Genomic DNA, 21,408 nt, shown 5'->3' with positions numbered 1-21,408 from the left:
GGCGTCGTCTGATCGCCCGACCGTCGAGCGACTACCGCCAGCGATACTGGCGGCCGTAGTAGCGCGCCCGGCGGTCAGACTGCTCCCAGCCCGGCGACCTCTCCTCCGCGGGCTGCCGGTCGAGGCGCTGCCGGTACCGCGGGTCACGGCCCGACATCTGGTGCCGTCCGTCGTGGCCCGCGGCCACGTACCGGTGGGGGTTGCCGCTGGCGTGCGCCTTGAGCGTGCGTATGAGCAGGATGCCGGCCCATTGGCCGGCGACCCAGATCGGCCACGCGGACCCGCGGAAATCGCTGAGCACATAGATCAGCATGCTGATCGCCGTCACCGCCAGCCAACTGCCCCACAGCGTCAGCATCCACGTGGGTACGCCGCGGCGGCGCCCCGTACCGGTCGCCCGGGCCGCGTCAGTCGGCACCGACGGGGTGCCCGTCCCGACTTCCGGCGGCAGGTCGTCGAGGATCCGGTCCAGTTCGCCGTACGTCTTTGCCGTGTACGCCTGCTGCAGCCGCCCGTCGTACTCCAACAGGTCCAGGCGGCCCTCGTTGAGCGCTACCTGGAGCCGGTCCGCTGCGAGTTGCCGGTCCGCGTCGGCGGCCCGCAGGTGATCATGTCGTTCCCCCATGGTTGAAGCGTGGCAGGTTCCGCCAGGAGCGGCCAGTTCACGCCTGCCCGCGGCTTGTCCCAACGAACCGGACAACCGTGCATCAGAAGGCATTGCGCGGTCAGACCGGACCTCCGGGTACATGCCCGGCCTCTTTCCGCAGCATCCGCGGAACGTTCGGCTGATCGACGTACGTGCATGCGCGGATTAGTCTGCGACCACAAAGTGGGTCTGAGTAGCAGAAGGAGATTCCCCATGAGTCGACGCGCACGCATCTGGGCGCTTGCCCTGCTCACCGGCGCCGTGGCCGCCTCGATCGTTTCGTTGGCGACGGCTGCCCAGGCCGGTATCCAAGGCACCGGCCACTGACCGATCGACCTTCGCTCATCAGCGCATTTCCGCTCGCCAAGCCTGGCGGTCAGATTGCGACCGGGTGGCTTGGCTCGTAGAGGCCGAGCTCGCCGCCGCCGGGCAGCCGCAGAGCGGTGCGCAGCCCCCACCGCTCTTCGGTGACCGGGATCGTGAACTCGACGCCCTTCGCCGACAACTCGGCCACGGTCGCCGCGACGTCGTCGCACATCAGAAACAGCTCGTGGGCCTGCTCGCCGTCGGTCGGATGCACGGCGAGCTCGGCCGGCGGCAGCCCGAAGATGAGCCAGCCGTGGCCGGCGTCGACGTGGTCGTAGCCGAGGGTGTCCCGAAAGAAGGCGCGGTCGGCCTCGGGATCGCGACTGTAGATGATCACATGAGCGCCATTGATCATACGGCGATCATAACGGCGCGGCGGCAGGCTCGCGGGAACGGCCGGCACGCGTGTCCGGCGCCCTCCGCCATTTCCCGGGTTGGTTGAACGTTCGGACAGAAGCGGGGGGCAATCCGTGGGAGCTGCCGAAGCCGAGAATCCAGTTCATGCAGATCGATCGGCTGGTATCGCTTGTCCGTGGAATTCCACCGTCGGCAGAATTTCCCCATGACGACGTCTGCTTGCCCGCGTTGCGGGGGAACCAGCAGCAACGTGCTCGCACCCGGATACTACGAGTGCACCAGCCAAGCCTTGGTCAATGTGATACCGCCCGGCGCCCAGGGCAATCTGGGCTCGGTACCCGTCTATCAGCCGTGCGGCCATCGCTACCAATCTGGTGCCACCTCTGCCGGTACGCCGCAATGTGCGTGCGGCATGTACGCCGTGGGGGCGTGTCGTGACTGTGGCAAGCCGTTGTGCGGCAGGCACGTCAACATCCGCAACGACACCGTCTTCTGTGCGGAGCACGCGAGCGCCGTTGAGCAGGCTAGGGTTCAGGAGAGGGCGCAACATAAGGAGCGGCAGCTCCAGGCGTTGCGTGCGTGGGAAGCGGACGTGGTCCGAGCGCTCCTCGCGGTCCAGGATCGTGTCGAGCGGTTCGTCCGGGCCGTTGCCGAAGTCGAACACGCGCAGACCCCGGAACTCAAGGCGCTGATCAGCGATCAACCCAGCGATCGGGCGATCGCCGACTGGCTGATCGCGCATGCGAGCCCTCCGTTGGGCAACATCCTGATACATGAGCAGGGCCTGTTTGGGGTAAAGCAGTGTCGCTATCCAGGCTGGAGCTTCCATGAGGGTTCAGTCGCCATCTACAACTTCCCGCACGGCGAGACCCGGCCCGGCGCCATCTCTGTCCTGAAGGACGGCCGGATCTACTACGATCGCTCGTTCGAGCCTGCCAAGAACGATCGATTCAACGCCGCGGCGATCAAGCGGGTGTACCAGAACGCACGCATGCGCCCACTCCGACTTCCCCCGAGGCCGAGCATTGCTTGACCATCGCGCGTGCGCCGGGGCGCCAGCAGGCGACCGGAGGTGACTCGGGGGAGTCGCGGACGCTGATCAGGACGTGTCCGTAGTGCCGGCCGGAAGAGGTTATGCGCGTGCCCGGGTGCGAGCCTGCCGGGGCAGGCCGAGCCACCACGCCGCCGCTTGCCGCGCGTCGTGCCGCAGAGCCACGTCGGTGCGCACAGCGCGCAGCACATCGTCTTCCCCGGTGATGCCGAGTGCGTACACGAGAGGAACCAGTACGTCCTCCCGCCCGGCGTGAGTGTGTACGGCGGCCCGCCAGAACGGGGTGCCGCTGCGCCCACCGATGTGCGCCAAGGTGCGGGCGATGTTGGCCGTGACCGCGGCCGGTATCCCGGGTGCCAGCAGCAGCCGTTCGACCCGAGTGCGCTCCGCGGCGCCACCAATCACCTGCAGCGCCTCAAGTCCGGCGACAGAGGTGGCCGGATCAGTGGTCACGGACGCCATCGTGGCCGCCAATGTCTCCCTCGCGATGGGTTCCCGGAACGGGCTGGCAGCCAGGTACATCGCGCTGTACAGCCGTACGTCCGGGAATGGGCTGTTGAACATCTCGGCGACCATCGCGCAGAACACCTCGTCGCTGGTGCCCCCGATCGCACCCGCCACGCGTCGGTCGAGCTGGGTGGACATCCGCGGGGCGATCGGTACGGGTCTGCTGCCGGACAGCCTGTCCAGCACGCGCGCGCCGAGTGCGCGGATGTCGGCCGGTCCGCCCGTGTCTCGCGCCAGTGCGCGCACCGCTTCAGACAGCCGGAGCGACTGGTCACCGGTGAAGTGGCGGTGCTGAATCTTTCGGATGCACGCCAGCAGGGCCCCGTAGAGCGCGCCGTCGTTGGTGGGACGGTGCAGCTGCCGGAGCACCTGTGTGGCGGCTTCCGGTGCGGCGGTCGCGTCGAACATGCTGACCACCTCGATCATCACTCGATTGGCGGGATCGGCGGCGAGGTCGGCACAGGCCGCGATCGCGGCATGCTGCCCGTCGCGGTGGTGCATCAGCCGGTTGAGCGCCTCGAAACGCTGCTGCCAGGCCAACCCGTCGGAGATGATCATTTCTGTGACCAGTCGTTCGGCGGTGCGCTGCCAGAGCCTGCGGGGCGCGATCGTCCACACTGGATCGTGGGCCAGTAGTGTGGTCAGCTCGTCCCAGTCGCTGCCGACCAAGTCGCCGTCGCAGTCGATCAGGTCGAGCAGGTCTCCGAGGCGCCCTCGGACAGCCTCCGGGTCGGCCGCGGGACCGCCGGGCAGGGCCGGCCTGCTACCGCGTCCGGAACTCCGGTAGCGCCCGAGGGCCTGCAGCGGTCCGGTCAGCTGTCCGGGGTGCAGATTCAGCAGTTGTTCGTAGCGCCGGACGGCGGCCAGCGGCGCCTGTTGAACTCCGGTCTCCCAACGGGAGATCTGCGATTCGCCGGCGGCACGGCACCAATAGCCGCCGGGAAATGTCGCCGCGAACGCCTTGGCGTTGGCGAACTGGTGGGCGGGGTCATGCACCCGGCTGGCGCGCAACAGCCGGCCGGTCAGTATGGGGCCAGTCGGCCAGGACGGTTCGCCCGTCACCCTTCGCATTCTACCGAGATTCAGGCCAGATCTTGCAGCGCGAATTGTCGTTCGCAATCGATCTCCGTGCGTCGGACTGTCGGCCCTACCCTCGGCGGCACGTACCTAACCGTCGGAGTACACCATGCAGCGATTGACCGGCCGGGCCAAACGGTCGGCGGTGTTCGAGGGGGCGCCGCCGGCCGTTGCCTCGCTTCGGCGGTGGTACGAGCGGATAACGCGGCATGCGGTCGCGGCACATCGGGCCGGGCTACCGGCATGGAGGACGCCGGGCGAACTGGATGATGTAGCGCCGACCAAGAATTCGGTCGTCTACACCGGATCGGACCTGGCTTGCTCAACCCAACGCCGTTAGAGGTTGGCCCGATGATGTCGCACGAGCTGACACGTGGGGCGAACGCATTGCATCTTTGTCCCAGCTGATTTGCCGGGTCGGATGTAGCTCGCCGATCGCGTCACTGTGACGCTGGTGCGTACGGGGTTGGAACGACCATTGTCAATCAGTGGGAGAAGTCGATGACGACGATACGCCTCGCAATATTCAATCCCAGTGGCACCGTCGAGGGATGTGGCCTGGCCGATTGCGATCCCAAGCCGGTCGACGTGCTGTGCCGTGACCACGGCGCGCTGCTCGTCTTCAAGGAAATACCTCCACGCACACGCTACGTGCTCGGCGTGCTCGCGTGCGCGCTGATCTGGGCCGCTTTCTTCGCGGCGCCCGCACTCAATAACATTGTTCCCACGTTCGTCGTACTCGCACTGGCAGGGGCCGGGATCGTGGTCCTGCCGCTACGAACGTTCCCCGTTGCCGGACGCTCCATCCTGGCCGGATGGATCATTGCCTGCGCACTCGCGCCGGTTCTCGATCGGCCTCACCATAAAGCGTTCCAAATCGTAGCGACGGTCATTGTCTTCGCTATCGCGATCGGCTGGGCGGTGCGGCTGAGTCGATCGGCGGCGGACCTGAACAAGCGGGCAGACTCGTCCGGTGGCGTCGCCGGGGCCGCGTTCGTCGCCGCCGGTCTTGCCATCGCGGCGGTAACCGCCCTGCTGTGGCTGCTCACCGGGCCTCCTGGTTCTGACCCTGCCACCCATCTACCCGCCGCTCTGCGCGCTCCGTTGATCTGGAGCGTGCGCGTCATGCTCGGGGTGACGGTGGTGGCATGGGCGGGCTTCGCCGCCGGGCTCGGCACAGACGCTTGGCGCGATCGTGGACTGCGGCTGATCAAACCGCCGTCACGACCGCGGAGACTCGCTCGGTGGGGTGCGGACCCGGCATCCGCCGCTCGGGGGCCGCAGGCCGTGGATCGGATCATCGAGGGCGTCTTCGGAGTGATGGTTCAGTTCGTGCTCGCGGTCCTGGATGTTCTCATCGGTCTGCTGTACTACCGAATCCTCGGGATCCTGGTCGCCGTGGCCAATTGGCTGCTGTCATGGCTCGCGGCGATGGTCACGATCGTTGTGCGGGCTGCCGTCCTGCTGCGCAGCGCGGCGTGGAGCGCCACCAGAGTCATCGCCATCCCGGCGGTGAGCCTGCTGGTCGCGGCGGTGCTGATGCTGTCGTTCACACACGCCCACGTCGACTACGTCAAGACCGGATCGCTCGCGGACGTTGGGCTGCTGCTCGGCTGTGCGGCGGCGTCGTACGTGCTGCTGACCCTCGCCTGGACAGCGTTGTCGGCCGTACAGCCGAGCATCCTGTCCGCCGCCATCGTGAACTTCACCGGGCCCACGTTGGCGATCACCATCGTGTTGGCGTTGATCGGTGGTTGGGGCTTCGGAATTCTCGGCGCGGCGGGCTACGGTCCCTACCACATCGGCTGGCTGACGATCGGCTGCACCACACTGGTCGCCGTAGCGGTCATCGTGTGGGGTCTTCGGCGCAGAAGCCTCCAGGCGGGGGAGGACGAGATCGACCGGCTGGCGCCGCTTGCCGCGCGACGCGGCGCTGGGGATGCCACGGTACCGGCACCGAGGTCCCCGGTCGCCAGCGCCGCGGACAACCGTTCGGCCGCTGCCCCCTTGGGCGGTGAGCTCGGGTGAGTGGGGTGCAGGCCGTCCTACAGCTCGACGACGCGCACCGCACCGACTCTGCCGCGGCGACCTGGGACCTTCACAACGAACTGCGCGCCCTCGACCTCGATCTTCGGCTTGTCGAAGACACCGAGGCGCACGACGGGTCGAAGGCATCCGGTTCCCTCACACGTTGGCTGACGGTACAGAACCTGACCGTGGACGGGCTCGCGGCGGTGGTCGCGACCGTGCTGCGATGGGCGATACGTACCCGGCGTTGCGTCAAAGTCAAAGTCGACGGCGATGTCCTCGTCCTGACCAACATCACAGCCGACGAGCAGACCCGCATCATCGAGGCGTTCCTTGCCCGCCACAGCGCTCACGTTTGACATCCGGCGCCGATCGCGCACCGCTCTGGTCGTCGCGACATCGACGTACAACGACCCGGCGTTCCGTCGGCTGCGGGCCCCCGCAGCCGACGCGGCGGACTTTGCCGCGGTGCTCGCCGATCCGGCCATCGGCGACTTCCACGTGACCTCACTCATCGACCCGACCGGTCCACAGATGAAGGTGGCCGTCGACGAATACCTCGCCCAGAGCGCGGTCGGAGACCTGCTCGTCGTGTACCTGTCCGGCCACGGAGTCCGCGACGCGCGAGGTCGGCTGTACTTCGTGGCGGCCGACACCTCCCAGTCCCGGCTTGCGGCGACCGGAGTCGAAGCCTCCTGGCTGCAGGACCGGCTGGAGGAGTGCGACGCGACGCAACAGGTCGTCATCCTCGACTGCTGTTTCAGCGGGGCTTTCGCGTCGTGGGCCAAGGGCGGTGCCGACGACCTCTCCCGCGACCTGGAAGAACTATCGGGGCACGGGCGCGGCCGGATCGTCCTGACCGCCTCACGGGCGACCGAGTACTCGTTCGAAGGCCACGCTGTGCCCGGCGCCGCGATTACCGGGTCGGTGTTCACCGCCGGATTGATCGACGGGCTCAGGTCCGGACAGGCCGACACCTACCACCTCGGGCGCATCTCCGTCGAAGATGCCTTCCTCCACGCCTGCCAGTTCGTTCGACGGCACGGCGTGAAGCAGACGCCGCAACGGTGGAGCTACGGGGCTGAAGGAAGAATCTGGCTGGCCCATTCCCGGCCTCGGCCCACGTCGCCGCCCCCGGCGAATCCCATTCCCGAGACTGGGCCGAAGCCCGCCGCCACGGTCGACGAACGACAGGTCGCCGACTCGCCACCGGTCGCGCGCAGGCCCCGGCAGCAACACAGGACACCCGGGCCGCGACTGGCGCCGCCGGGGACGGTGATCGGATGGGGAGGGCGCAATCCGAGCGTGGCCCGCGCGCTCGCCACGGGTCTGGAGTTCGGCAGGCTGGTCGTGCCGGCCGGACTGCTCGGGGTGACGGCGATCTCCGCCGGAGGGCGGCACGCGCTAGCCCTGACGGTGGACGGGACTGTGCACTGCTGGGGGGAGAACACCTTCGGGCAGGCTCGAGCTCCACTGCGTCGGCTGAGCGATGTGCGAGCGATCGCCGCCGGTGGCGCGCACAGTCTCGCCATCTGCGGTGACGGCTCGATAGTGGGCTGGGGAAACAACAACGGTCGCCAAGCGAAACCGCCGAAGACCGCCAGCGAGCCGATCGACATCGCGGCGGGCGGCTGGCACAGCTTGGCGCTCCTGAAGGATGGGACAGTCACCGCCTGGGGCGACAACCACCACGGGCAGGCTCGGGTACCCCGGGGACTGGCAGACGTGGTGGCGATCGCGGCCGGCGAGGCGCACTGCCTGGCCCTGCACGGAGACGCTACGGTGAGCGCGTGGGGCAGTGACGAGTACGGGCAGTCAAGCGTGCCGGCGACGGCCACGAATGTGGCGGCCCTCGCGGCGGGCGGTTCGTACAGCATGGCTCTTCGCGTCGATGGGCGGATCGTCACCTGGGGCCGAGCGCCGACGGGGCTTGACACGCGCCGGCTGGAAGGCGCACTCGCCCTGTCCGCCGGAGAGTCCCACTGTCTGGCGCTGAGCCACGACGGAGTCCTGCATGCCTGGGGTGACAACACCTATGAGCAGTGTGCGGTTCCGCACGGCGTCGGCGGGATCAGGGCAGTGAGCGCTGGCGGCGTGTTCAGCTTGGCGCTGATCGCTGTCCCGTGACTCAGATCGTGTCAGCACCGGCCTGAGGTGCTCCTGCCGGGCTCAGGAACCAGACGGCTCCAGCCGCCTGGTCGACTCCCGGACCACCAGCTCGGGCTCGGTGTGCAGTGGTGTGGCCACCTCGGTGCCGTCGAGCATGGCCATTAGGGTGGCGATGATGCCCCGGGCAAGCTCGTCGAAGTCCTGCCGGATCGTCGTCAGTGGCGGAAGGTAATGTGCCGCCCCCGGCAGATCGTCGAATCCGACGACGCTGATGTCCTCGGGAACCCGGACCCCGCTGTCCCGCAAGGCGTGCAGCAGACCGAGGGCCATTTCGTCGTTCCCGGCGAAGACCGCCGTGCCGTCGAGCGAGCCGGCCAGTTGGACACCGGCCGTGTATCCGCTATCGGCTCGCCAGTCGCCGATCAGCGGATCGCGCACCGTCAGCCCGTGGTGTGTCAGCTCGGCCTGCCATCCCCGTAGCCGCTCGGCCGCGTCCAGGTGGCGCAGCGGCCCGGACAAGTGCAGGATCTCGCGGTGTCCCAACTCGACCAGGTGGCGCACCGCAAGCCGGGCGCCGAGGAACTGGTCGATCGAAACGCTGTGCAGATCGGGCCGGCCGCTGCTCTCGGCGGTCACCAGAGGCACATCCAGCTCGATCGACTGGATGGCGTCCAGTGCGTCGTGGTCGGCCGCGATCAGGACCAGTCCCTCGATCTGCTGCCGCAGCAGCACGTCGAGGGCCGCCAACAGCTGGCCGCGGTCGGCTGAGTCCAGATTCGCGATGCTGACTTGATAGCCGGCGTCGCGCGCGGCCTCGTCGACGGCACGCATCCGCTTGGAGATGGTGTGTGCGGACACGCCGGTGCTGATCAGACCGATCGTGTTGCTCCGGCGGGTGGCCAGGGTACGGGCGGCGTTGTTGGGGTGGTAGTTCAGCTGTCGGATTGCGGCCTGCACCGTCGCGCGGGTCTGCGGCCGGACCAGGTCCGGGTAGTTGATGGTCCGGGAGACGGTCTGCGGGGACACTCCGGCAAGCCGCGCCACATCCGAAATCTTTGCCACCGGAGTTCATCCTCGCCTTCCGGGCCGAACGGCTCCGCCATCATACTGTTGCGCACACATCGGTCACCGCCCTTGGCTCGCCTGCGCCGTAAGGTTACTGGTCGACAACGGAGCCATCGACATGCAGCCGGGTGAGGATGTGCCGTTTGGCGTAGGGGAACCTCTCTGTCGCGTCGGGCCGCAGCGCGACGCCGATGCCCGGCTCGTCGCTGATCGGCACGAAGCCTTCCCCGTCGTGCTGCGCGGCGCCTGAGACGAGCTGGTCGGGTTCGGGACGCATGACGTCGCCGTCGCCCCACGACTCGTTCGGGAACTCCTGCAGCACGAAGTTGGGTGCGGTCGCGGCGATCTGCAGGCAGGCCGCCGTCGAGACCGGGCTGAGCGGGTTGTGCGGTACGACGCCGACGTGCGACGCCTCGGCCAGCGCGGCGACCTTACGGGCGCCGGTGATCCCGCCGACCAGGCAGACGTCCGGTCGCACGATCTGCGCCCCGCCGCGGGTGAGCAGCATCTGGAAGTCCCACAGGGAGGTGTACCGCTCGCCTGTGGCGATCGGGATATTGATCTTCGACGCCACGTACGCCATCTCGTCGACGTTGTCCGGCAGCACCGGATCCTCGAGGAACAGCGGCGTGTACTGCTGGATGCCCAGGCCGAGCTGGACCGCCTCGAACGGGGCGAGCCGCCGGTGGATCTCGATGCACAGGTCGACGGCGTCTCCGGCGGCCTCGCGGTAGCGCGCGACCGCGGTCACCGCGCGACCTATCTTCTGGGCGTGGGTCTCGAAGTAGGGCTCCTCCCTCGGGGAGTCCAAAAACGGCGTCAGGTGGCCGACTGCGGTGAACCCCTGCCGCCGGGCGTCGGCAACGCCCTCGCACAGCTCGTCGGTGGTCTGGCCAAAGACGTGCGAGTAGACCCGCGCGCGATGGCGGACCTTGCCGCCCAGCAGCGCGTGGACCGGCGCATCGAAGTGCTTTCCGGCGATGTCCCAGAGGGCGATGTCGATGGCGCTGATAGCGCCCATCACCACCGAGCCCCGGAAGTGTGTCCAGCGGTACAGGTACTGCCAGTGGTGCTCTATCTTCAGCGGGTCCTGCCCGACCAGGTACTCGGCGAACCGCTCGATGGTGGCCGCCGTCCCCTCCTGCAGACCCCACGCACCGGATTCACCCAACCCGACAAGCCCGGTGTCGGTCGCTACCTCAACAAACAGATAGCGGTCGATAAAAATCGGGGTCACGCGTTCAATACGCACCTACAGCTGCCCTTCTGAAGTTTTCCTGTGTCGTACCCACCCGGCCGGCCGTCGCCGCATCGCCGGACATGCCACTGGCCACAAACCGGTCGTCCGCTCGCTTTGCTATCAGCCCTTCTCGGCGCCGGCGGTGAGCCCGCCGGCCAGCAGACGCTCACTGGCGAAGAAGAGCACGATGATCGGGATCGTGGTGACCACCGAGGCGGCCATCAGTACCGTGGTGGGAATCTCGATGCTGTTGCCGGTCAGCTCGGACAGGCCGAGGGAGACCGTCCAGCGGCTGCGGTCATCGGCGAGGAAGAGCAGCGCGAAGAGGAACTCGTTCCAGGCCACCATGAAGATGAACAGGGCATTGGCCAGGATCGCCGGCATCGCCAACGGCAGGCTGATCCGCCACATCGTGCCCAGCCGGCCGCACCCGTCCAGGGCGGCCGCCTCCTCCAGGCTCACCGGGATCGTGTCGAAGTAGTTGCGCAGCATGTAGATGGACACCGCGACGGTCTGCGACACGTACACCAGAAGCACCGCGACCAGCGAGCCGCGCATGTTCACCCGAGTGAAGAACACGAACAGCGGCACGGCCAGGATGATGCTCGGGAACAGGTACACGGCCAGGAACAGCACGCTGATGTGCCTGCGGCCGAAGAACCGGAGCCGGCTGATGGCGTAGGACCCGGGAATCGAGACCAGCAGGGTCAGCGCGACCGTACCAAAGGACAGCACGGCGCTGTTGCGCATGAAGCCGAGGAAACCCTCGCCGCCGGAGGAGACCGACACCAGCACCCGCTTGTACGCGCTCAGGTTCAGGTGCCTCACATCCGTCCACAGTGCGCCGGGGTTGTTGAGCACCGAGCCCAGGTCGCGGATGGACAGCAGCGCCATGTAGTAGAACGGGAAGGCCGTCACGATCAGCAGCGCCCCGATGACGACCCAGCGCGCGATCCCGAAGAACCGGGTCTCGAAGCCGTCCCGGGTCCACCGTGGCTTGCGTGCCGGTCCCGCCGTTCCGGCGGGGACCGACCGCCGTGCGTCGATCGCCGTCATGACAGCCGCTCCTCTCGTCGGCCGAAGCGCCACATGTAGAAGCCCACGGGCACGGCCATCACGACGGCCAGCACGAGCGCCTGGGCGGAGGCCAGGCCGATGTCCCCGTTGCCGGTCAGGAAGTTGTAGACCCGCACGCTGACCACCTCGGTGCCGGCACCGCCCCCGGTGAGCAGGTAGATGTCGTCGAACTTGGTGAACGTCCAGATGAAGCGCAGCACCGACAACACCGCGATGGTCGGTACCAGCTGCGGCCACACCACGTAGCGGAAACGCTGCGAGACGGTGGCCCCGTCGACCTTCGCGGCCTCCTCCAGGGAGCCCGGGATCGCTTGCAGCCGGGCGGTCAGGAACAGGAACGCGAACGGGAACTGTCGCCACGCCTCGAACAGGATGACCATGATCAGCGCCAGCGGGATGCCCAGGTGTATCCCGAAGATCGATACCCTGCTGGTCTGCTGGCTCAGGAAGGCAACCGGCTTGTCCCAGCCGAACAGGCGCTTGCCCCAGTAGTCGACGATGCCGAACTGCGGGCTGAGCATGACCTGCCAGACGAACGTCGCCGCGACGACCGGCGCGACGTAGGGCAGCAGCATGATTGATCGGACCAGGCCCCGGGCCTTGAACCGCCGGCGCAACGCGAGCGCCGCAACCAGACCAAGAGCGATGGACGCCGCGGTACCCAGGACGGAGTATGCGACGGTGGTCAGCAGGGTCGACACGAAGCCCTGCGAGGTGAACACGAGCTTGAAGTTCTCCAGCGAGTACTGGCCGAAAAAGCCCGCGCTGTGCAACGTGAGCAGCCGTACCCGCTGGAAGGACAGCGAGATGCTCCAGATGATCGGCAGCACGACGACCGCGATCACGATGACGACCGTGGGCGCGATCAGCCCGATGCCGGCGCGTGCCTCGCTGCGGCGCATCCCTCCGGGCCGCGACGCACGGCGCCCGGCCGGGGTTGACGGTGCGGGGGGTGCCCCTGGCGGCGCCGGTGCGGCCGTGTCGCCGCCAGGGGTGACAACCTGTTGCTTCATCACTTGGTGCTGCTCTGGATCGACTTGACCGCCTTCTGCGCTTGGGCGGCCGCGCCGGCGCCGTCGACGTCCCCGTTGTCGAGGGCGTTGATGGCCTTGGGTACCGGCAACTGCGTCAGAATCGCGCCCATCAGGTTGCCCTGACCCTCGGTGAAGGCCCACCGGGAGAACGAGTCGACGCTCTTCTGCCACGCCGTGATCTCGTCTTGCGTGTAGTAGGTCGACAGCGGCGCCTTCGTATCGATGCCGGTCGACAGCTTCGACCACCCCGTGATGAACTTCTGCGGGTCGTCGGACGTGCCGTGCCGGGTCGGGAATTTGCCCTCCGGAGCCTGGTTGAGCCAGGGCAGGTACCCGTCGTTCATGAAGTACTCGACGAACTTGGTCGCCGCGGAGGTCTTCGCGGTCGACGTGACGACCCAGGAGGTGACGTCCCCGCCCTGAACCGGCGAGCTGCCGTCTGGCCCCTGGAACGAGGTGACGAAGCCGCTGTTCTTGGCGATGAAGGACGGGTCGGTCTTGCACTGCGGGCAGGTCGGCATGATGTCCTTGTCCTGCCCGGCCATCTCCGGAAGGATGAACGACGCCCAGATCGTGATCGCCGCCTTGCCGGCCATGTAGGTCGTTTTCACGGCCGTCGAATCCAGCGACCCCGGCACCGAATAGTTCTTTATCAAATTACCGTAGAAGTTGAACGCGTCGACACATTGTTTGCTGTCGATAGTTACCTTGCCGGATCCGTCGACCAACTGGCACCCGTTCGCGAGCGCCGCCCACTCGAACAATTGCTGGGTGAATGCCGTGCTCGGGCTGGTTCCGCCCACGAAACCGGCTATCTGCGGGCTGTTGAGCTTCTGGGCCGCGTTGAGCAGATCCGCGTAGGTCTTCGGCGCGGGCAGGCCCGCCTTCGCGAACAGGTCCTTGCGGTAGATGACCGACAGCGCGAACCCATCGCTGGGCACCGCGAGCTGGGTGCTGCCGTCCCGCGTGAGATCGAGCGCCGACTTCGAGAATGTGTCCGGCCCCAGGTCCTTGACGATCTGCGTGGCGGTCTTGGTGTCGACTAGGTCGTTGCTCGACATGGTGCGCACGTCGTTGAGCGGGAGCGCGCCGATGACGTCCGGCATCGTGCCGGCGGCCGCGGCCGCGGTCAGCAGCTGCGGGAACTGATCCTCGTTGATGCCGACGAGCTTTACCTTGATGCCGGTCTTCGTGGTGAAGTCGGCGGCGTCGGCCTTCGCCTTGGCGAGGCGGTCGGGCTGCTCCTCGAGGCTCCACACGGTGATGCTGTCGCCGTCACCGGACGAATTGGCGGAGCTGGAGCAGCCGGCGATGAGCGTGGTAGCGCCGAGGACTGCAAGTAAGGTAACGGATATTCCTACTCTGCGCATCGACAGAAACTCCTCGATTTACATCAGTAGTTGCGGAGCGGCAGTTTGGCATGGTCACGCCCGAGGATCGGGCGAATGTTAGCGCTATCAGTGTCGTATGTTAGCGCTATCAGTGACCCTGTCAACCCCTCTACCGGCGGTTACGTGGCGTCGGGGCCCGACTGCGCCGCGGTGGCCGGGCATGTGGTGACTGCGGACCCGCCGGGGTACGAGCGTCCGCAAGCAGCCGGAGAAGCGGCCCCGTAGCCGCGCGCCTTCGTGGTGGAGCACCCATCGGCGCTGCGACACTCACTGACCTGGTTCGGTCTGTCTCCCCGGCCCGGACCGCCGGACCGCCGGACCGCCGGACCGCCGGACCGGAGAGATTAGCCCGCGGCCACAGCTTCGCCGATGCGCCTGTGCCGCCGGGAACGGGACCGCGGTGACCCGCCGGATACTGGCATGGTGGACGATGATCGCGTCGCGGCGGTAGCCCGGCTATGGCAAGCGCACTTGCGGGCACCGTTCCCGCCCAGCCTTCGAGGTGCCGAGATCGCCGGCATCGACATGGTGCTGCTCGACGCCGACACCGCTGGCTGCGTCAGGACCTGGCTACAGCACACCAGTCAGCGAGCTTCCGAATCCGGTACACGGATGTCTATCCGCCTTGGCAACCTCGACCGCGTCTTGCCGCTACTGACCGACCCGCTCGAAGTCCGCTACTATCGCAGGCTGCGCGACCTCGCCAACCTGATCTGCGAACTCCCCAGCTGAGGTCTTAACGTCCGGGTCGAACACCGTGAACAGGTCCGTTGGCACCGGACTGTTCCGGTGCCAACGGACCCGGAAGGGTCAGCTCGGCAGGTTCCATTGCTGGTTGGCGGCGCCGGTGCAGTCCCAGATCTGTAGTCGGGTGCCGTCCGCGGAACTGGGTCCGGTGGCGTCGAGGCATCGGCCGGATCCGGCGTTGATCAGCTGAGTGCCGCTGCGTGTCCATCTCTGGGCGTTGGTGGCGTTGCAGTCGTACAGCTGCACCTTGGTGCCGTTGGCCGTGCCGGCGGAGGTGACGTCCATGCATTTGCCCAGTGCCCGCAGGGTGCCATCGCTACCGGCCGTCCACTGCTGCGCGCCGGTGCCGTTGCAGGTGTACAGCTGGATGGGCGTTCCGTTCGCCGGGTTCGCGCCGGCGACGTCCACGCACTTGCCGCCGTACCCGGTGATCGCACCGGTACCCGATCCCGGGCCGCCGGTGGTCGGCGGCGGTGAGGTGGGGGTGACCGTGCCACCGGGCCAGGTGAACGTGGCCATAGCGCCGGCGGGCATGCTGTAGCCGAATGACGCACCACCGTAGGACACCGAGATGTTCTGCGCGCTGCCGGCGAGGTTGACCGCGACGAGCACGATCGAGCCGTCCGGATTCTTGAACGCCACGTTGTTGACGTTGCCGCTGACGTTGGAGTCGATGCGCACCGCGCCCGGCTTGACGAACTTGGAGAAGTGCCCCATCACGTAGTACTCGGCGTTGTAGGTGACAGTGCCGCCGTTGACGGTCACCAGGCCGGTGCACGCGCAGCCGTTGCCGATCACGGGGCCGCCGCTCGGGTTGAGGGCGAGGTTCCAGAAGGTGACGGTGCGCGACCAGTTGCGAACGGTGTTGATCGCCGTGCCGCCACCCTGGCCCGTGATGATGTTGCCGAAGTTGTTGCCCGAGGTGTTGGAGCCCTCGGTGAAAAGTACTTCCTTGCTGGGGTACGCGTTGTGCACGGTGGTCTGGGCGCTGACGTTGCCACCGTAGTGGTGCCAGGCGACGCCGTCGGCGTTGCTGCCGGTGGCGGCGAGTACCTGCTCGGCGTACGAGATGAGGTCCCAGTTGTGATCCAGCACGAGGATCTTCGTGGTCAGCCCGGCCGAGGTCAGCTTCGGCTTGAGGTCGTTGATGATCGTGCTCTCCTGAGAGGCGGACATCAGCATGCCGGGGTACGCCGCCGGCGAGTACTGCGGCTCGTTCGCCACGGTGAGGTAGGAGATCGGGATGCCGGCCGCCTGGTATGCCTGCACGAACTTGGTCAGGTAGCCGGCGAACACGTTCTCGTCGCCGCCGATCAGGCTGCCGCCAACCATGTTGCCGCTGGTCTTCATCCAGCCCGGCGCGCTCCAGGGGCTGCCCATCACCGACAGCTGCGGGTTCAGTGACTTCGCCTGCTGCAGCAGCGGGATGATGTACGACTGGTCGCGGGCAACCGAGAATCGGGTCAGGTTCGGATCGGCGGCGCCGTCGTCGAGGCTGTAGAACTGCACGGAGAAGTCCGAGGTCCCGATGGGCTGCCGCAGCCAGCTGACACCGATGCCGCCCGAGCCGAACAGGTTGTTCATGATCGAGGTACGGGCGGACGAGTTCCAGATGTTGGAGGCTGACGCGTCGGTCATCGACGCTCCGAAACCGACCATCGACTGGTAGGTGACGTTCGGGTTGACGGTGATGACCTGGCCGCTGCCGCCGGTACCGAAGCTGACGGCGGTCTTCTGGGTCAGTTTGTTGGACTGGTCAGGGGTGGTGAGCCAGACGTTCGCTGTGGTCGCGGCGAACGACGGGGTCGCGTCGGTGACCACGTAGGCGGCGCCGGAGGTGAACAGGGCGGCGGCCGCCGCCAGCAGCAGGTATCGGCGGTGGCGGCGGGTTCCTGGTCGGATACGGAACGGGTGATCGGCCATGGTGGTGTGCCCTTCTGCGGGGACGGAGGCAGGTTCGGGGTGCACCTGATTTGCTTCCCTCCGCCGGCGGAGGGAATGGCTTTGTTGTGAGCCAGAACTTATTAGCTCATCTCGGAGAATGCAAGACTGTCGATGCGTCGAGTTGGTTCTCGCCGTAACAATCCCGCAAAGCGGTGGCGTGCCGAGCCCACTCGGGCCTGGCACACCAGCGTGCGGGACGAACCAGGCCAGCACTCTGGTCTTGTCGCCCGCGTCGACATGGATCGACATCGCCGCCGGGCTGGACCGCCAGGCTACGTGCTGGTGTTCTTCGAAACGTCGGCCGTTGTATCGTCAACGCCGGCAACTGCGGCCAGGTCCGCCTCCGGTATGCCCAAGGCACGAGCGATCTCTCGAACCAGGACGGGGTGCGGATTGTGCCACCCGGTTCGCGCCGCGTTGGTGGTGGACATCGCGCGACCGGTGTCCATGGCCAGTTTTCTCACCGAGACCCCGCGGTTGTCCATCAGTTTGCGTAGGACAGCGCCGAACGGGTGCGGTTCCGGGGCGCCGGCCTCCGCGAGCGCTGGCCCGATGACCGTGTCCGCGGTCTTCGCCTGAAATCGCAGCAGCCGATTGCCCTCGAACCGGACCCGCGCGAAGAACGGCAACGTCTGCCCCGCATCGCCAGCGAGCGTCCCCGGCACTGAAACCTCGGTGACCCTGTTCTTCTGTCGGTCATGGTCGCTGGCGACCTCGCGCGGGTCAGCCGGCTCGACCTGCGTGACCCGCCAGGTGCTGTTCCACCAGGGGAGTTCGCCCAGTAGGTCGTTGAGAATCGTCCTTCGCTCAAAAAGGCGTGAACCCAGATGGCCGCCGGTGGAAATACATGGGTGACAGGTCTCTTCTGGGGCTACAGGAAGGAGTCGCATGGTGGGTGCGCAACGAGGCGCCTCATGGTGAGCGTGACGGGGGAGGCGGCCGACGCCGAGCTCATCGCGGCGGTGGGCCAGAACGAGGATGCGTTCGCGCTGCTGTACGACCGGCACGCGGCGCAGTTGTACCGGTACGCCTATCCCCGGGTGGGTCGTGAGGCCGCGGAGGACGTGGTGGCCGACACGTTCCTGGCGGCGTTCCGGTCGATCGACCGCTACGACACCACCCGACCGGACGCGAGGGCGTGGTTGTTCGGTATCGCGACCAATGTGCTGGCACGGCACCGCCGTACCGAGCGGGCCCGGTATCGGGCGCTGGCCAAGTCCAGCGGATCGGAGCAGGTCGAGCTCGAATTCGCCGAGCTGGTGGACAGTCATGTCAGCGCGGTGGCGGCCAGCCGCACGTTGGCGAAGTCGTTGGCGCGGCTGGCGGCCAGGGACCGGGATGTGCTGCTGCTCGTGGCGTGGGCCGAGCTGACTTACGAGCAGGTGTCCCAGACGCTGAACATCCCGGTCGGAACGGTGCGGTCGAGGCTGAACCGCGCCCGCCGCAAGATGCGCGAAATGTTGAAGAGCAACGATGTGGAGGTATCCCTGTGAACGACATGGGTCTGCTGTCCCGGTGGCGTGACGCGCAGGTGTCGCCGTCGGCCGCTCCGCCGGCGGCGGTGCGGGTCCGGGTGCTGTCCGGTGGCACGGCGCCTACCCGTCGTCGGGCCCGGACACCCCGCCTCGCCTGGTCGCTGGGACTGTCGGCGGGGCTGGCCGTGGTGGCCGTCGGTGGCGTGGTGTGGGCACAGGCGACGCCCGGATCGGGTACGACGGCGACCGGGCCGACCTCGGCGCAGCCCCCGACCAGCGGCGCCCAGGTGCTGCGCGAGGCCGCGCTGGCGCTGCCGCAGAGCCCGGTGGTGCCGCGTCCGGGCCAGTTCCTGTATACGCAGGACGTGTCGAGCCAGGCCCTGGGTGCGGGCAGTGTGGCGCAGCGGCACCAGGTCTGGGCGTCGGTGGATGGTAGCCGGGACGGCGTCATCACGATCGGGCCAGCCACCGGCGACGGTCAGACCCAGACCTTCGCGAAGCCGGCGTGCCGGGATGGTCGCATGCCGGAGGTCGGCACGAACGGCAGGATCATCGCCGGGAAGTACGAGTCACTCGCCTGCCATCCGGTACCCGCGTTCCTGGCGAGCCTGCCGACTGACCCGGCGGCGATGCTCAGCTGGTTGAGCAACCCGAAGGCGTTCGCCGGCGAGCCCGGCAGCGCGACCGCCACGGGCGGCAAGCAGCCGGCCGGTGCGGACCAGTTGGTGGTGGCGTTCAACAACGCAAGCGACCTGCTCAGCGACTACTACCTGACCGCGCCGATGGAGTCGGCGGTGTTCAACGCTCTGGCGCAACTGCCGGGCATCACGGTGCAGGACAACGTGACCGATCCCTCGGGCCGGCACGGGATCGCGGTCGGTCCGTCGGCGTCGTCAACGCCGACGCCCGGGGCGACACCGACGACGGCACCTCAGGCCAAGTTCACGCAGCTGATCTTCGACCGGAACAGCCACGCCTTCCTCGGAACCCCGATGTTCGCGATGGTCCGGCAGGCGATCGTCGACAACGCCGGCCAACTGCCGTCCTGACCGACACACCCGTCGGGTGTGGCCCAGAATCCTGGGCCACACCCGACGCGAGCTTGGGTTGCCGAGTGTCCGCGAGCGCTGATCCGCTCTGTCGTGCTACCCGTCAGCCGTGACTTTCCTACTCAGCTGGAAGAACAGGCCGAGGATGGCGAGGCCGACCAGGCCGTGCAGCGCACCGAGCCAGGACTGGTCGTTCTTGGCCAACTCGGCCAGCGACGGCTGGATCGGCCCCGCGAGCAGGAACAGCACCACGGCCAGGATGATCGTACGTCGGTTCGGCCGGGCCACCAGTGCGGCGATCAGCACCAGGAGGCCGACCAACTCGACGATCGTGCCGACGGTCTCGTGTGCCGTGTACCCGTGCCGGTGGCCGTTGACCGAGTTGAAAGCCCCGAAGCCGGCCAGTGCGAACTGTGCCAGAGCCAGCGTGCCGCCAGCCATGGCCAGGTAACGCATCACCTGCGTGGTGGTCGCGCGATAGCCGTCGAGGGAAGGCGTCGTCGTGGTGGACATGCCCGGTAGCGTAGGCGGCACTGCCGGTGCGGTCCTCCCCCGGCGGGCGGAGATCCACGACTGCGGCTACCTCCGCGAGAGTAGGAGCTGCTACCACCCCGGGGGTACCCGCTGCTGGTGCGAAGTGGACGGTCGTCCCGGGGCGCCGCCCCCGGCAAATCCGGGAACGGCGCCCGCTCACGACACGCTTCGTCCAGTGTGGACGGCTCGTGTCAGCGTCCCTGGAGGGCCTTGACGTTGTCGCCGAACGTCCAGTTCTTCGACCCGTCCCAGTTGATGGACCAGGTCATCAGGCCCTTGAGGCCGCTCTCGGCGTTCCATGCCTGTGTCACCAGCGACGGGGTCATGTATCCGCCGCCGGCACCCGGCTGGGCCGGCAGGCCCGGTACCTGCTTGTCGTAGGGCACCCGGATCGTCGTGCCCTGAACGACCAGGCCGGTGTTCAGGCAGTTGGTCTGCGTCGTGAACCCCTGTACGGTGCCCGCCTGGTACGAGTCGCCGGAGCAGCCGTACATGCTGCCGTTGTAGTACTGCATGTTCAGCCACCACAGCCGGCCGTTGTCGGCGTACTTCTTGATGATTGGCAGGTAAGCGCCCCAGATGGAGCCATACGTGACGCTGCCACCGGTGACGTAGGCGGTCTCCGGCGCCATCGTCAGGCCGAAGTTCGAGGGCATCTGGGCGAGTACGCCGTCGATGATGCGCTCCAGGTTGGCCTGCGAGGCGGACAGGGTGTTGATGCTGCCGCTGCCGGTCAGGCCGGTCTCGATGTCGATGTCGATGCCGTCGAAGTTGTACGCCTTCAGGATCGGTACGATCGTCGAGACGAACCGGTCCGCCACCGTCGTGGAGCTCAGGTCGATGCCGGCCGCGGCGCCCCCGATCGACATGAGGATCGTGGCTCCCGCCGCCTTGGCCTGACACATCTCGGCCGGGGTGGCGACCTTCACGTTCGCGTCCATCCCGTCCTGCCACAGCACGGTACCGTCGGACCGGATGACCGGGAACGCCGCATTGATCACGTTGTACCCGTGTGCCTTAATGCGCGAATCGGTGATCGGGATCCAACCCAGCGGCGGGTGGACGCCGTTCAGGTTGCCGTCCCAGTTTTCCCAGTAGCCCTGGAGCACCTTGCCCGCCGGTCGAGACTTCACTGGACAGGTGCTGCCGCCCGAGGGCGCGGACGTCGTGGGCGAGGGCGACGTGGTGTGTGAGGGGGTGGGGGACGGCGATGCCGGGTGAGAGGCCGACGCTGACGGGGTCGGGGAGGGCGTTGCGGGCGTGGTGCCGCCGGTACACGCACCGAGGTCCTGCCACAGTGCCGGTACCGCGACGGGGGTCCAGCCGGCGCCGACCGGCGGAGTGTTCGCCTGCAGGGCCTGGTACGCGTGGCCCTGGTAGGTGACCCGGGCACCGGCGGCGTAGCTGGTGCCTTCGGCCCACGCCGGGTACGTGCAGGCGACCAGCGGCGTGACCGCGGTGTTGACGGCGGCCTGGCCGCTCGGTGCGAAGAGTAGTCCCATCGCGGCGGTCATCGTCGCGATTCCCAGCGATATGGCGGCTGCCAGGGCGAAGGTTCGACGTCGTGAACTCATAACACTTAACACTCCTTACAGTTGGCCGCGCTGCGAGCGTAGCAAACCACGCCCGTCGATGTAAGCGGCTCGCACTGGCGACCGCCTTTCAGTGCGACGGAGTGCCGGGGACGTGCAACGTGCGCGAACGCGGGGGG

At 67.6% G+C, this 21,408-nt stretch carries 19 protein-coding genes; 7 read left to right on the top strand and 12 right to left on the bottom strand.

The genetic code is table 11. The features are described 5' to 3' along the window. Positions 1-31: 31 nt before the first annotated feature. Positions 32-625, bottom strand: coding sequence for a DUF1707 SHOCT-like domain-containing protein (locus tag Raf01_RS23940; RefSeq protein WP_203920225.1), 594 nt, complete (start codon positions 623-625; stop codon positions 32-34). A 397-nt stretch (positions 626-1,022) separates the two neighbouring features. Continuing rightward, on the bottom strand, positions 1,023-1,415 hold the full coding sequence (locus tag Raf01_RS23935; RefSeq protein WP_239133856.1) for a VOC family protein: 393 nt from the start codon (positions 1,413-1,415) through the stop codon (positions 1,023-1,025). A 159-nt stretch (positions 1,416-1,574) separates the two neighbouring features. Between Raf01_RS23935 and Raf01_RS23930 the strand changes: the two genes are divergently transcribed. Then, positions 1,575-2,402, top strand: coding sequence for a hypothetical protein (locus Raf01_RS23930; protein WP_203920224.1), 828 nt, complete (start codon positions 1,575-1,577; stop codon positions 2,400-2,402). A gap of 99 nt (positions 2,403-2,501) precedes the next feature. Here the strand turns inward: Raf01_RS23930 and Raf01_RS23925 are convergent, their stop codons facing one another. Next, positions 2,502-3,989 (bottom strand): hypothetical protein, encoded by a 1,488-nt coding sequence (locus Raf01_RS23925; protein WP_203920223.1) that lies wholly within the window; start codon positions 3,987-3,989, stop codon positions 2,502-2,504. A 516-nt stretch (positions 3,990-4,505) separates the two neighbouring features. On the opposite strand from Raf01_RS23925, the gene Raf01_RS23920 reads away from it, so the two are divergent. From Raf01_RS23920 to Raf01_RS23910, 3 genes are read left to right on the top strand one after another with little or no spacing between them, the layout of a single operon-like run. Next, entirely contained in the window at positions 4,506-6,032 is a 1,527-nt protein-coding gene (locus tag Raf01_RS23920) for a hypothetical protein (protein ID WP_203920222.1), read from the top strand. Next, positions 6,029-6,391, top strand: coding sequence for a hypothetical protein (locus Raf01_RS23915; RefSeq protein ID WP_203920221.1), 363 nt, complete (start codon positions 6,029-6,031; stop codon positions 6,389-6,391). Before Raf01_RS23920 ends, Raf01_RS23915 begins: the two co-directional genes overlap by 4 nt. Continuing rightward, entirely contained in the window at positions 6,366-8,159 is a 1,794-nt protein-coding gene (locus Raf01_RS23910; RefSeq protein WP_203920220.1) for a caspase, EACC1-associated type, read from the top strand. The genes Raf01_RS23915 and Raf01_RS23910 overlap by 26 nt, the downstream gene beginning before the upstream one ends. A 42-nt stretch (positions 8,160-8,201) precedes the next feature. Here Raf01_RS23910 and Raf01_RS23905 read toward each other — a convergent pair whose 3' ends face one another. The 5 genes from Raf01_RS23905 to Raf01_RS23885 all read right to left on the bottom strand — a co-directional run bounded on the left by Raf01_RS23905 (position 8,202) and on the right by Raf01_RS23885 (position 13,927). Next, entirely contained in the window at positions 8,202-9,203 is a 1,002-nt protein-coding gene (locus tag Raf01_RS23905; RefSeq protein WP_203920219.1) for a LacI family DNA-binding transcriptional regulator, read from the bottom strand. Positions 9,204-9,297: 94 nt separating this feature from the next. After that, positions 9,298-10,443: a mandelate racemase/muconate lactonizing enzyme family protein gene (locus Raf01_RS23900; protein WP_203920218.1), complete on the bottom strand. Its 1,146-nt coding sequence runs from the start codon at positions 10,441-10,443 to the stop codon at positions 9,298-9,300. Positions 10,444-10,566: 123 nt separating this feature from the next. After that, positions 10,567-11,502, bottom strand: coding sequence for a carbohydrate ABC transporter permease (locus tag Raf01_RS23895; protein ID WP_203920217.1), 936 nt, complete (start codon positions 11,500-11,502; stop codon positions 10,567-10,569). Next, positions 11,499-12,425 carry a carbohydrate ABC transporter permease gene (locus Raf01_RS23890; RefSeq protein WP_239133855.1) on the bottom strand — a complete coding sequence of 309 codons (927 nt, stop codon included), beginning with the start codon at positions 12,423-12,425 and terminating at the stop codon, positions 11,499-11,501. Before Raf01_RS23890 ends, Raf01_RS23895 begins: the two co-directional genes overlap by 4 nt. A gap of 110 nt (positions 12,426-12,535) precedes the next feature. Further along, positions 12,536-13,927 carry an ABC transporter substrate-binding protein gene (locus Raf01_RS23885; protein ID WP_203920215.1) on the bottom strand — a complete coding sequence of 464 codons (1,392 nt, stop codon included), beginning with the start codon at positions 13,925-13,927 and terminating at the stop codon, positions 12,536-12,538. Between the two features lie 441 nt (positions 13,928-14,368). Here Raf01_RS23885 and Raf01_RS23880 point away from each other — a divergent pair, with 441 nt between their 5' ends. Then, positions 14,369-14,680 carry a hypothetical protein gene (locus tag Raf01_RS23880; protein ID WP_203920214.1) on the top strand — a complete coding sequence of 104 codons (312 nt, stop codon included), beginning with the start codon at positions 14,369-14,371 and terminating at the stop codon, positions 14,678-14,680. A gap of 78 nt (positions 14,681-14,758) precedes the next feature. Here Raf01_RS23880 and Raf01_RS23875 read toward each other — a convergent pair whose 3' ends face one another. Further along, a complete protein-coding gene (locus Raf01_RS23875) occupies positions 14,759-16,618 on the bottom strand; it encodes a ricin-type beta-trefoil lectin domain protein (protein ID WP_203920213.1) in 1,860 nt (619 codons plus the stop codon). A 293-nt stretch (positions 16,619-16,911) separates the two neighbouring features. Further along, positions 16,912-17,529, bottom strand: a complete 618-nt coding sequence (locus tag Raf01_RS23870) for a helix-turn-helix domain-containing protein (protein ID WP_203920212.1) — start codon at positions 17,527-17,529, stop codon at positions 16,912-16,914. A gap of 24 nt (positions 17,530-17,553) precedes the next feature. On the opposite strand from Raf01_RS23870, the gene Raf01_RS23865 reads away from it, so the two are divergent. Both Raf01_RS23865 and Raf01_RS23860 read left to right on the top strand, forming a co-directional pair. Then, positions 17,554-18,132, top strand: coding sequence for an RNA polymerase sigma factor (locus tag Raf01_RS23865; protein ID WP_203920211.1), 579 nt, complete (start codon positions 17,554-17,556; stop codon positions 18,130-18,132). A gap of 5 nt (positions 18,133-18,137) precedes the next feature. Then, positions 18,138-19,163 (top strand): CU044_5270 family protein, encoded by a 1,026-nt coding sequence (locus Raf01_RS23860; protein WP_239133866.1) that lies wholly within the window; start codon positions 18,138-18,140, stop codon positions 19,161-19,163. 96 nt (positions 19,164-19,259) lie between these two features. Here Raf01_RS23860 and Raf01_RS23855 read toward each other — a convergent pair whose 3' ends face one another. Then, positions 19,260-19,676, bottom strand: coding sequence for a DUF6220 domain-containing protein (locus tag Raf01_RS23855; protein WP_203920209.1), 417 nt, complete (start codon positions 19,674-19,676; stop codon positions 19,260-19,262). A 212-nt stretch (positions 19,677-19,888) separates the two neighbouring features. Beyond that, positions 19,889-21,271, bottom strand: a complete 1,383-nt coding sequence (locus Raf01_RS23850) for a carbohydrate-binding protein (protein ID WP_203920208.1) — start codon at positions 21,269-21,271, stop codon at positions 19,889-19,891. Positions 21,272-21,408 lie beyond the last annotated feature (137 nt).

This window comes from Rugosimonospora africana, assembly GCF_016862975.1.
In the GTDB taxonomy this organism is placed as follows: domain Bacteria; phylum Actinomycetota; class Actinomycetes; order Mycobacteriales; family Micromonosporaceae; genus Rugosimonospora; species Rugosimonospora africana.
The sequence above is the reverse complement of the archived record's forward strand: the minus strand, read 5'-3'. Positions and strand labels throughout refer to the sequence as shown.